Source organism: Bacteroidota bacterium (genome assembly GCA_041658205.1).
In the GTDB taxonomy this organism is placed as follows: Bacteria; Bacteroidota; Ignavibacteria; order UBA10030; family UBA8401; genus UBA8401.
Genome location: JBBAAO010000002.1, coordinates 403,498 through 416,066, shown reverse-complemented (window position 1 = coordinate 416,066; position 12,569 = coordinate 403,498). Strand labels below are relative to the sequence as shown.

General features: G+C 40.8%; 11 protein-coding genes. 7 read left to right on the top strand and 4 right to left on the bottom strand.

Translation table 11 applies throughout. The features are described from left to right. The 6 genes from WDA22_13645 to WDA22_13620 all read left to right on the top strand — a co-directional run bounded on the left by WDA22_13645 (nt 1) and on the right by WDA22_13620 (nt 5,440). Nucleotides 1-1,476 carry a DUF2851 family protein gene (locus WDA22_13645; protein ID MFA5834516.1) on the top strand — a complete coding sequence of 492 codons (1,476 nt, stop codon included), beginning with the start codon at nt 1-3 and terminating at the stop codon, nt 1,474-1,476. A gap of 197 nt (nt 1,477-1,673) precedes the next feature. After that, nucleotides 1,674-1,976 (top strand): hypothetical protein, encoded by a 303-nt coding sequence (locus WDA22_13640; GenBank protein MFA5834515.1) that lies wholly within the window; start codon nt 1,674-1,676, stop codon nt 1,974-1,976. Continuing rightward, nucleotides 1,973-3,421 (top strand): M64 family metallopeptidase, encoded by a 1,449-nt coding sequence (locus WDA22_13635; protein ID MFA5834514.1) that lies wholly within the window; start codon nt 1,973-1,975, stop codon nt 3,419-3,421. The genes WDA22_13640 and WDA22_13635 overlap by 4 nt, the downstream gene beginning before the upstream one ends. Nucleotides 3,422-3,425: 4 nt before the next feature. Then, the gene (locus WDA22_13630) at nt 3,426-3,740 is read left to right on the top strand and encodes a hypothetical protein (GenBank protein ID MFA5834513.1); all 315 of its coding nucleotides are present in this window, start codon (nt 3,426-3,428) and stop codon (nt 3,738-3,740) included. Between the two features lie 66 nt (nt 3,741-3,806). Next, nucleotides 3,807-4,715: a rhodanese-related sulfurtransferase gene (locus WDA22_13625; protein MFA5834512.1), complete on the top strand. Its 909-nt coding sequence runs from the start codon at nt 3,807-3,809 to the stop codon at nt 4,713-4,715. Further along, nucleotides 4,712-5,440, top strand: a complete 729-nt coding sequence (locus WDA22_13620; GenBank protein MFA5834511.1) for a hypothetical protein — start codon at nt 4,712-4,714, stop codon at nt 5,438-5,440. The genes WDA22_13625 and WDA22_13620 overlap by 4 nt, the downstream gene beginning before the upstream one ends. Nucleotides 5,441-5,481: 41 nt before the next feature. Here the strand turns inward: WDA22_13620 and WDA22_13615 are convergent, their stop codons facing one another. Beyond that, nucleotides 5,482-5,841 carry a nuclear transport factor 2 family protein gene (locus WDA22_13615; protein MFA5834510.1) on the bottom strand — a complete coding sequence of 120 codons (360 nt, stop codon included), beginning with the start codon at nt 5,839-5,841 and terminating at the stop codon, nt 5,482-5,484. Nucleotides 5,842-5,982: 141 nt separating this feature from the next. After that, entirely contained in the window at nt 5,983-8,370 is a 2,388-nt protein-coding gene (locus WDA22_13610) for a DUF5686 family protein (protein ID MFA5834509.1), read from the bottom strand. Between the two features lie 104 nt (nt 8,371-8,474). On the opposite strand from WDA22_13610, the gene WDA22_13605 reads away from it, so the two are divergent. Further along, entirely contained in the window at nt 8,475-9,110 is a 636-nt protein-coding gene (locus WDA22_13605) for a glycosyltransferase family A protein (protein MFA5834508.1), read from the top strand. Nucleotides 9,111-9,168: 58 nt separating this feature from the next. Here WDA22_13605 and WDA22_13600 read toward each other — a convergent pair whose 3' ends face one another. Both WDA22_13600 and WDA22_13595 read right to left on the bottom strand, forming a co-directional pair. Next, nucleotides 9,169-10,248, bottom strand: a complete 1,080-nt coding sequence (locus tag WDA22_13600; GenBank protein ID MFA5834507.1) for a hypothetical protein — start codon at nt 10,246-10,248, stop codon at nt 9,169-9,171. Between the two features lie 188 nt (nt 10,249-10,436). Further along, nucleotides 10,437-12,551 carry a S46 family peptidase gene (locus WDA22_13595; GenBank protein MFA5834506.1) on the bottom strand — a complete coding sequence of 705 codons (2,115 nt, stop codon included), beginning with the start codon at nt 12,549-12,551 and terminating at the stop codon, nt 10,437-10,439. Nucleotides 12,552-12,569: the final 18 nt, after the last annotated feature.

The window sequence follows — 12,569 nt, the reverse complement described above, 5'->3', positions numbered from 1 at the left end:
ATGCACGAAGATCTACTTCGACATATCTGGGCAAAACAATTATTTGACTCCTCACGGCTGGTCACGACGGATGGGCAAGCCGTTTGTGTTTTTGACCCCGGTATTCTTTCAAGAAAGAGCGGTCCTGACTTTCGCAACGCTAGAATCGAAATCGGCAACACAACATTCGCCGGTGATATCGAATTTCATCGAACATTCAGCGATTGGAATCTCCATAATCATCAGCATAACCCGCACTATAATTCCGTTATACTTCATGTCGTCTTATCCGGAAATGCACGAGAAACCCCTTCACTTAGCGGGCGTAATATTCCCTCTGTTATTTTAGAATCTTTTTTAACCTCTTCTATTGGGACAATTGAGAATCACCTATTACGAGAGGAATATGCCTCCAAGAAAAATAAAATTAGATGTGCGTCTGTAAACGATTCTATCGCACCGGCATTGTTGAATGATTGGATCCGCACTTTATATCGCGAACGCCTACAGAAAAAAGTTCACCGTCTGCATGATCGACTCTGTGATATTATTATCTCCCAGAATAGGATCATCGGTGAACCACACTCTTCCTATCATGACATCATTGACGAGATACCGCTTCCGGATTCGACAGTCGATCGTCAACTTTTTAAACAGAGACTCGCATGGGAGCAATTGCTCTATGAAGAAGTACTGGACGGTCTCGGATATTCGAACAACCGCAAACCGATGAAAAGACTTGCGGAGACCATTTCGTTGATTGTATTAAAAAATATTGATGCAACCATTGAATTATCCTCACTTCATATTGAAGCAATTTTGTTCAAAGCTTCTGGACTGCTTCCTGAACTGAATGAGATGACCGATCAGGATTCCAAAGTACACATTCACACGCTGCATGCGGCATGGAATGAATTGCCGAAAAAATTATCGTTCGTACCGATTGACCAAACCGTTTGGAATTTTTCGCCCACTCGTCCTTCTAATTTTCCAACGATCAGAATTGCTGCAGCAAGCGGGTTTGTGCAAAAATTACTTCATCAATCGTTATTCCGATCGATCATTACGTTGACGGAAGGAAAATTCTCATCACCCCAATCTAAAATAGAACAACTTGTAAGTCTTTTTGAAACAGGAAATAATCCGTTTTGGAATTATCATTACTCATTTGGCGAGCCTGTTCATAAAAAACATGCCGTTCTCGGAGACTCAAGAAGACATGATATCATTGTAAATACTATCATTCCATTTGTTTGTTTATATTCGAAAATATTTGGAAACGAATCTCTCTTTGACCATTGCTTGGCCTTAGCACTGGAAATTCCTTTACTGGAAGACAATTCCATTCTGCGGATAATGAATAGTCAATTAGTAAAGAAAAAAATAGTCCTTAAGTTTGCCCATCAACAGCAGGGATTGATTCAATTGCACAAACAATACTGCGTTGCGGAACGATGCAGTGAATGTGAGATTGGAAAAGCAGTGTTTAAGAGTTAATCTGATTGTGTTTCGATTCGCAATTTCGTAGAATGATCGACATGAATAAACGAATATTGATTCTAAGCCTTTTCTTATTCTGTTCCGGCATAGTATATCCTCAGGACAGCATTGTTTTTCTCCAACTTCGCATGAAAAATGAAACCGTTACATTAGTGAAAACAACAGTTCGGCCCGGGATTCTGAAACAAAAGCATATGGAAAATGATCAACCAGGGATTTTCTTCGAAGTATTGTCTCAAAATGGTTCCCTGTTATTTAAAAATAATCTAAAAGATCCCTCCATTCAGCACCTTGAATATGAAGATCCAGAAAATCCTGGTCGATTATTATCAAAAGATATAAGGCAAAACGATGTAGAATTCACCATCAGAATTCCATACAAATGGGAAATGTCTCGAGTTGAGTTTTATCGAACACGTTTCATTCCCTCAACAACTAACCGCATCAACAAAATTAACATTGGTACTGCCGATCTTCGGTTAAAAGGTGAACGATGATCTGCAAAAACATCCGTACCAATTGTATTGCTTTTTCTTTTGCTATATGCTTGCACATTGCAGTTTCTCAAGAATCGATTCAACAATTGTTAGAAAATGGACCAACCGAAAAACGAATCAACATTGTTTTTCTCTCGGAGGGTTACACAGCGCTGCAATTGACTCAATACATTGTTGATGCAACAAATGATTTGAATTCTTTTTTGAATACGCCTCCAAATTCCTCCTATAAAAACTTCTTCAATGCATTTGCAATATCTGTTGCTTCTACTGATTCAGGCTCTGATCATCCTTCAAGGAATGTGTTTCGCAATACCTATTTTAACAGCACGTTCGATACGTACGGGATTGCACGTCTGGTTTCTATAGATGGTGAAGGGGCTAATAAAGTGCAAACATTATTACAATCACTCATGCCGGATTACGATATTGTTATTATTATTGTCAATGATCTTGAATACGGCGGTTCCGGCGGAACGTTTGCAATAACTTCTATCAATAGCAGTGCTCTTGAAACAGTTGTTCACGAATTAGGCCATTCGTTTGCCGGCTTGGGTGATGAATATTCTTCACCGTACCCCGGATATCCTGATACGGAAGAACCAAATACAACTAAAGAAACTGTTCGTGAGAAAATTAAATGGAACTCTTGGATCTCAAACACTACTCCTCTCCCCACTCCAAAAACAAGTCAATACGGGTCAGTTGTCGGTTTATTTGAAGGAGCACACTATCAATCATCAGGATGGTTTCGTCCAAAATTGAACTGTAAAATGCAGACATTGGGAGTGAAATTTTGTGAAGTCTGTTCAGAAACATTCATCAAATCATTTTACCGTCTGTTGCGACCGATAGAATCATTTTCCCCGGTGAATCCATCCATTTCAATATCGGATACGCAATCCGTTCTTCTGAGCATATCGAATATTAAACCGGCCGGCTCCGGCATCAAAACTGAATGGTTTATTGATGGAATAAAAAATAATGGAGAAAAGGGATCAACTGTAAGTGTATCGGGAAACGATCTTGGGATTGGGCAGCACACAGTGTATTGTATTGTTCGGGATACAACTCCGTTGGTACGAAATGATCCAAATAATTTGTTGAGAGATTCTGTGTTGTGGAATATTTCTGTGTCCGGTCTCGCTGCGGTGAACAACAACCACGGACATGATTTTCCAAGTCAATATTTTCTTGAACAGAATTATCCAAATCCATTCAATCCTTCAACAACCATCGCGTTCACTCTTCCATCGCCATCGTTTGTCACCCTCACAATATATGATGTGCTGGGAAAAAAAATTGAAACACTCATTGCACAAGAAATGTCTTCCGGTAGATTTACACAAACATGGAACGCTTCAACAGTATCAGGAGGAATATACTTTTGTGAGTTTCGGGCCGGTAGCTATTCGAACATCATCAAACTTGCATTGATAAAATAAAACGATGAACTGGCTCCTTCAAATTGAAACAGAATTACAACGCATTCAACCGAATGAGAATCCCGGACGAACGCGAACAACTGCCCGGCGTATTGCCGGTATTGCGTTACAACAATTCTATAATAAACCAACAGAAGATTTTCTTCGTCTTCTCCAATCTGCTTTACGAGATGCTTCACTGCCAAATAATGTCGGTCTAGCAATTGAACGACTTACGACCAGACTAAATGCACATTTTCATTCTCTTTCCGTCGATCCGATTAATGATGCCATGATTGTTGTTGATTTTGTGAAGATGCAATTGAAAAATGAAAAATGATAATGCAAGATCGATAACAATTCGCTGTCAATTTTTCATTCAATCTAATTTTCCTTACATTCATGAGTGAATTCTGAAAAACCATATCGCGTTTTGCTCTATTATAAATTTGTCCCAATTCACGGATATGCCCTGTTTGCACAGCATCACTATCATCTCTGCTGGCTGCTAGGTGTTCGCGGTCGCATCCTCATTTCTCCCGAAGGAATCAACGGAACCATCTCTGGTACAACTGAGCAAACAGAATGTTACATCAACACGCTCAGCATGGATGTACGTTTTGCCGATATGCAATTCAAAATTGATGAAGTGAACACGCATGTATTTGATAAATTATTTATTCGGGTCAAAAATGAACTGGTGACGTTCCGCATCGGTGAAAATGGGAGTCCCTTAAAACAGACCGGCACATATCTCTCTCCGGAAGAATGGTATGAAACGATGCAACGGGATGATGTTCTAATTCTTGACGGGCGAACGGATTACGAATATGATCTGGGGCATTTCAAAAATGCAATCCGTCCTCCGGTAAAATCATTTCGTGATTTTCCGGTATGGATCCGGGAAAATCTCTCTTCGTATAAAGACAAAACTATTCTGACCTATTGCACCGGCGGAGTCCGCTGCGAAAAATTGACCGCGTTTATGCTGAGCGAAGGATTTGATCATGTGGCACAATTGCACGGAGGAATCGTCACCTACGGAAAAGATGATCGGATAAAAGGAAAACTGTGGGATGGATTGTGTTATGTATTCGATCAGCGCATCGCCGTTCCGATCAATCATACTGACGAATATGTTCCTGTATCAGCTTGTCTCCACTGCGGGATTCCGTGCGACCGATATGTAAATTGCGCCAATCTCGACTGTCACAAACAGCATTTTTGTTGCGACCCATGTGAAAAAAACACACGGCGTTCATGCAGCGAAGAATGTCAACGTGCATTGCGTCATGAATTTCCCCTCACTATATGACTCGGAACATTGTTCCAAATCTATTTCAATTCCTGTATAAGACACTGTTTATTACCGGGATAGTGTTGTACATACCGGCAATCTTTACAATAATTTGGTTGGATCAATTAGCCATACTCTATATCGGGCTTGCGCAAACAATGTTGTTTTTCACCGGGATAATTTTCCTGATCAAAGGGAAACAGGATATCCGCGGCATTCAAACAATGCTGCAGAGTGAAATTCTTGCACATTGGATTTATGATCAATCTCATTGGAAAACGTACTCCAACGCTGAATACAAACGACAAAAGCAAAATGCTTATTCAACATTGATTGCTTTCTTCGCTGCGGGCCCTTTATTGGGTTGGACCGGTTATAACGGAATGACGGTAACGGATGGCCTTATGATTGGAGCTGTTCTTGGTTTTTACTCATTTGCCATTGGTATGGTATATGCTAAAAGCGTTTTGAATCACAGTGAACATCCCCCTTTTGAAGCGTTCATATCACCAACATCTGCATATATCAACGGAATATTTATCGATTGGAGTTCCCCCGGAATTACTTTGCTTCACACTTCGATTGCAAACGATATTGAGTCTGGCGTTCGTTCACTGCTGATCAAATATTCTGTGCGTGGGAAGTATGGTTGTCAGGAAAAAGAAATGTATGTGCCAATCCCTGACGGTTGTTTGGATGTTGCAGCCAACGTTACACAGCGTTTACAACAACAGATTCAATAGCTGAAGATGCGCACCAAGTGTGCGCCTGTGTCCGATTCAGTTCAACGGTATTTCTCATCCGTTTCAGATTTGTGTCCGGCAACTAACTTCCAATTTCCCTCCCGTTTAGCATACATCGAGGTAAATCGAATTTTCATGAACAGTAACTGATCTTGTTTTGTAGCATGCTGCACTTGCGTTCCGGTAATCACCGCAGCGCCATCATAGAGATGCACTTGAAGATTGCCGTTAGTAACAGAGAAAAAAGACATTTCTTCAAGCGTATTATGAAATTTCTCAATTGCCTGTTGCTTTGAGCTGATTTTTCCGATGGCGTTGGTTAGGATAAACTGTTCGTCAAGAATTCTGTGGAGTGGTTCGGGGTCTTTCTTTGTTAACGCTTGTGCCAACTCTTCTTCCAACTGTACAAATAACTGTTCTATTTCAACATCTCCTTCTGCAATTACATTGTTGCATAAACATATTGTTACATATTGTAATATAAAAAAAATTGAAAACGTATTCAAGAACCAATTGGGACAACTGTAATTATAAGAAGATTATTACGGTGTAATAAGTCCGATAAAGAAATCAGAAACGGATAATGTTGCTGCCCAATCGCTTGGAGACGAAAACCTTCTCGTAATGTCAAAACGGAGCAGATCGAAGAGATTAGAGATACCAAGGCTGACTTCGTAATACCATCCGCCAGAATCACGGACCGGAAATAACGGCGTACGAAGTGCCTTTCCGGAAAGCCAGCTTCGAGCTGCATTTGCTTCAACAATAAGATCAAGGTTCGATTCCATTAACCACTGTATGCCAAACGGCGCAAACAAAAGACGTCGAAAGTTGTGATCAATAGTGAAAGATACACTCTGATCACCGTAGTACTGCCGCCGCGGTAATCCTTTCAGCGTTCCAAATCCGGCAAATGTTTCAAATCGAGAATACAATTCAACATATCGCTGCGGAGGGAGATGTCCTGTGGTCATTGTCCCGGCAACTTGTATACCAAGTGTCGGCGGAAAGACAAGTGCTTCCTTAAACAATGTGGCAAATTTTATTCTTGCTTTCCCGGATAATTTGGTGAAATCAAAATCACTTCCAATGCCTGATGATGAATGTTCAGCCGTTCCGCTGAGACGATACGCATCTTTCGTGAGTCCAAAAATGCCGGAAGAACCGCTGCTGATTGATGCTTTCAGCGAATTCATTCTACCGTCAATAATTGAAGGTTGATATGCGTATGGTATGCCCTTTTTAAGAATGGAAAAATTCGTTGTTTGATAAACGGATAATTGTTTTTCTGTGGCAGCGCTGACGTTGAACCGTGTGTCGCCGCTATACGCATAAGTCAACATTGCAGTCGAACCCACAACGCGATAATAATCCTGAACATCATCCTTGCCGAATAGGGCTGCAAATGAATTCAAGAATAATCCTTTAACCAACGGTACCGGAAAATAATCCTGCCGGTCATAGACATCTAGACTGAACGAGAACATTGTCTGCGACAACCGTATATTCGCGATCCCAGTGTTTGTCGATCCCCCCTGCTCAGGGCCAAAGTGGAGTGTTGTTCCCGCTTCATATTTCCACTCTTTGTCGGATAGTCCATAACCTATTCCTCCGCGCAGATCCACTTTTTCAAACACATTTTGAAATGATTTACTGACACCAACATGCAGTCCTTCCACACGGTTGAACCAGAGTTCAGCGAATCCTGCTGAACTTCCCGTCAGTTCCAACAATGTTGCCGTGGCACCTTTGGGTGCAAATTTTTTGTCGAGCGATTGTGTGCTGTCCAGAGTTTTATATGCGCTGTCTTGCTCCTGTGTTAACGGAAGAACATCGTTCGATGTCCAGAATGTAGAATCATAGACTGTCGACGATGAATCGATCGACAATTTCTTCATCATTTTTATGGTGTCCGCAAAGACCGGGTTGATTGCATAATCATAAATGACAACATCCCGTTCAATGCCAAATGCGGGGAACGATAACCCCATCAGTTTTATTTTAAACGTCCCTTCAAATCGAAAGTTTGTTGGCAGCCAATATTTGTTTTCGAATAACCGGAAATTTTGTATGTAGCGAGAGTCTTTTGTATCTATAAACAACTGTGTAAATGCTTCGTTCGGACGCACGTCAACATCCATTACCGCGTACGATCGTTCCGCAATAGAGATAGTTCCTTTAAACAATGGTATGATTTTCGATCGTGGAATGATCTCAATTATATAGACATCAAAATTATCCATAACACGCGTTGCGAGCAGTTTGTAATCATAATAATCAAATGCCGTTGGAGCGGTAGGACCGATGAACCTATAACCGTTCTGCTTGATCTCATCATCATTAAAGTTGACAACATCGCCAACACGGGATGAAAGAAACGATCTCGGAAGATTCCCTGTCTGCTTTTGCTGTGTTATCACTTCACGAATTGAATCACCTCTGTTCCAATACAGTGTTGAATACGCTTCTGTGATTGCTGCAATAGAACTGTCGGTTCGAATCTGCAGTCGGTTAAACGCTTTTCCTTCAAATGTTTGCAACTGTGCCATCCATTTTTTCTTGCTTTCCATCGCCCTCCGAATAATTTCATAGGCAGGATCTTCATCTATAACGGTGACACCCGCTAGTTGAATAGTATTCGGCTGAAGTTGAATGGCACGAAATTGATTGGACGTGAGTTCAACGCGAAGTGTATCGCTTTGATAACCAAGATAGCTTACAGCAATTTTATACGTTTCTGCAAGAAGGGAAATTCGAAATTGACCTGTTGTATTTGTGACGGTACCTTTGGACGTACCGAGTATCCTTAGCGTTGCCGATGGAAGCGGCTGCATCGATTCAGCGTCCACTACCAATCCGGAAAGTGAATGGACTTGAGCTGTCATGAAATTAAAAAGAAAGAAAAGACTTATCGTTATAAATAATTTCATAGTGTGAAAACATTATTATGATACAATAGTTTTGAACAGATCCATCTTATTGTAAATTGACTATTTCTTTGTACTTTGATCACTGAATATTAAAATAAAATTATATGGTCTCAATCATACTTTGCACGTACAATAGAGCACAACTTCTTCCCAGAACCATTCGTTCCGTTATTTCGCAATCATACCCTCACTGGCAATTGATTATCATCGATGACGGGAGCAACGATAATACGCGCCATGTAGTACAACAATTGCAGACCAAGGATAAACGAATTCTCTATCATTTTCAACAAAATAAAGGATTGGCAAAAGCTAGGAATGCTGGATTACGAAAAGTAAAAGGTGCTTATATTTGTTTTGTTGATTCGGATGATGAACTATCCATTGACCATTTGAAAAAGCGTGTTCACTACCTTACAAAAAATCCATCAATTGATTTCATTCATGGAGGAATGAAATTGATTGGTCCGAAAGCAAAACACTATGTGGTGGATCTAATGAATCCCAAAAAAAAAATCCATCTCAGTCAATGTCATATCGGCGGAACGTTTTTTTTTCGCAAGAAGGTATTACTAAAGATAAGTGGGTTTCATCCTATCCCATTTGGCGAGGATTTTGATTTTTATCAGCGCGTGGAACAATACTATTCGATTAAAAAAGTACGGTTCCCAACCTACATGTATCACTTGGATTCTGAAAACAGGTTGTGCGATATCTTCACCGAAACTCTGATGCAATAAAAAAGCCATCAGAGAATTGCGTTTATCTGATGGCTGAATATAGCGTTCTACTCAATCGCTATTTCTTCAATTCTTTACGGATCTGACTTTCCAGTTTAAAGTGTTCATCAGCAGGAATACTGAGTTTTTCTCTCAACGACGTCAGGAAATCCGATTCTTCACGCGTCACAACCCCATCCGACCATACGGAACGGAGTGCATTTGTGTACGCTTCATTTTTCGAACCGGATTCCATTTCGCCGAATTTTGCTTCGCTCATTTCTATTGCACTTTTTAAAACCAACATCAGCGCGCGTTCTTCATCCGAAATTGATCCATCCTGCCACGCTTTATGAAACATATTTTTCAGAATCAATTCACCCTGTTTTTGTAGAGAGGAATTATCGGACGATTTTTTGACGGCTTCAAGTTCCTTTTGCAACACAGCCACCTGCGTCAGCATTTCTGCTTTGGTAATCTCTTTGGCACTCTCAACATCCTTTTGATATTTTGTTTTGAGGGTTTCAAGTTCTTTTTTCAATGTATCGAGCTCTTTACTATCAATCGCTCCGGCTTGCTGCTTTGATGTTGCCAATTCTTGCGTTAATGTCGAAATCTGGCCATTCAAATTTTTTTCCGTCGCTTCTTTCAACGCTTGCGCTTCTTTTACTTGCATGGTCAATTGCGCTACTTCGCGTTGAAGTTTTGCTTGTGTAGCGGCAAATTCCTGTCGAAGCGAATCTAATCGGGCAGCGGATTCATCTTTGGTAACAGCAGGAGCTGTTTTTGCTTCCTGCTTCGGTGATTCAGGTTTTTTCTCTTCCTTCGGGGGTTCCGGTTTCTTTTCTTCAGCTTTTGGCGCCTCTGATGGTTTTGCCGGTTCTGCTTTTGCTGTTTCTGCAGGTTTCTCCGTCCCCTTCATTTCTTCCGAAAGCTTCTTCACCTTTACATCTTCAGCTTTTTTCTTTTCTTCGTTGATGGAGACATTGATGCGATCTTTATAAGCCATGGCGTACATATTGTTCGGTTCAATAGCCAATGCTTTCCCTACTTCTTCAAGCGCTTTTGACCATTCCGCAGATTTAATGTGTCGGTCTGCTGCTTTCAGCAGTTCCCCGATCATTTTTTTCTGCGAATCTTTATCTCCACCAATTGCCATAAAATATTTTTTTCCTCTTCGTCAATAAATATACCCAACAAGTCCTTGAATATCAATGTTTTAACACGGCAAATGTTCATTAGGATTTTCACATTTTTCGTACGAAAACAATGCAGACCGAATACCATATTCAATAATAAAAAAACCGAGCAGAACTCGGTTTTTTTACAATGACTGAATGATGGATATTATTTTATTCCCATTTCTTTTAACAGAAAATCCGCTTCCGCTACCTTTTCTACATTCCAAAGAACGTAACGGATATCCACGGCAATAGAACGACTGTAGCTTTGATTCCATGCATAGTCATTGATTGTGGCTTCGAATGCTCGGTCGAAATTTACTCCAATGAGTTCACCTTTCGCATTTAGCACGGGACTTCCGGAGTTTCCGCCGGTGGTATCCATATCATACAAAATCGCCACCGGGACATCATCAAGTTTTTTGTGTTTATACCGTCCGAACTCTTTTTTGGAGTACAATTCGCGGATCTTTTGCGGCGTATTGTAATCCGCATCATCCGAGGTTTTTTCGATGACCCCTTTCAGGGTGCTGATCGGTGAAAAATATGTTGCATCCGATGGACTATAGCCGCGGATTGTTCCGAATGTCATTCGCAGTGTTGAGTTAGCATCAGGAATAAAATCTGTCTTTTTCCATGCCTGTTTAATATCTACGAGTTTACCCGAAAGACGATTCAATTCGCCGGTCCGTTTGCGGTTGACTGTAGTCTGACGTTCAATCTCTGGAGAAAGAATACGCGCAAACTCAATCAACGGATCGTTTATTTGTTTTAATTGTTCTGGAAGCATGGTAAACGCTTTTTCAATGAACGCTGCATCGGTAAGCTGTGTTTTTGCAAATGTCGTATCCACAAATTGTCGGATATCCTTTAAGAAAACGGCGGCCTCAATCTGCTGTGAAACGGGTAATGATTTTGCGTCATTTAAAATCTCAGAGAGAAACAGCGTATCAATTTCAAGATTAAAACTGCGAAGGGATGAAAGAAGGTTTTGTTTCAATGCGGAAAGATTTTTTTCCATATATGCTGACTGGCGATCTGCATCCGGCTTTTGCCGTTCATCGGCAAGTTTCATTAACGAATTGCCAATTGATAGCAATGTTGAACTTCCAATGATGTTCGAAAGAATATTTGCACGCGAAGCATCGCTGCGAATCTCTTCGTAGACAGATTTAATACCAGGCAAAACATCGGCGTACTGTTGTTTTCGTCGTTCATCAGCATTGATGAACGCAGTAAGTTCCCCTTCTTCTTGTTGCTTATTCTGAACAATCGGAAGATTGTTGAATCCTTTTAATTTCCCCCGATAGTTTTTCTCAACGTTTGCCAGCGATTTGATTCTTGCTGTCAGCGCTAAGGCAGTTTCTGGATTATTTTTACTGACCGCTTCCATTTGTGCAATCATCCATTCATTACGTTGCTGAATAAACGGTAGACGAATATCCCGTTCATATTCCAAATAGTACGATGTCTGATGGCGAAATGTTCGTCCGGGATAACCGAGAATAAAGACAAGATCGTTTTCATTAACGCCATTGGGATTCACAATAAAATGATTCTTCGGTGTAAACGGTTTATTCGATGCTGAATATTCGGTTGGATTTCCATCCGCACCGACATAAGCGCGAATAAATGAAAAATCGCCCGTATGTCTCGGCCATACCCAATTGTCCGCTTCTCCACCGAACTCACCAACAGATCGCGGGGGAACGTAGACAAGGCGAATATCTTTGATGATTTTATGGATAAAGAGAACATAGGTTTTTCCAGCAAACATTTCGGCAACACTTGCCGTGGCTCCAGTTTGTTTTTTCTCGGCCTCGGCAACTACTGCTTTTGAATTCTTCTCTATAATTTTTGTCCGTTCAACAGGATCGGTGGTGTCAGAAATCCCTAAAAGAATTTCTTTTGAAACATCGCGATAAGAATCAATGATTCTTGCCGTTAATCCTTTTGCGGGAATCTCTTGTTCCCGTGAGCGTGCGATAAAACCATTTGTGACATAATCATTTTGAACGGTGCTTGCCTGTTGTACGGCACTAAACACACAATGATGATTTGTGATGATCAGTCCTTCGGCAGAGATAAATGATGCGCTGCATCCCCCCACATTCACGCTTGCATCAACCAAACTTATTCCGTTGGGATTATAGATTTCTTTTGAAGTAAGTTTGAATCCTTTTGCTTTTAAGTTCAATTTATGAATCTCCGAGAGAGGGTACATCCCTTCATCTGCGCGGAGAATGAACGCAATAAGTAACAGTAGAATAATTTTTTTCATACAGACCCTTTATTTTTT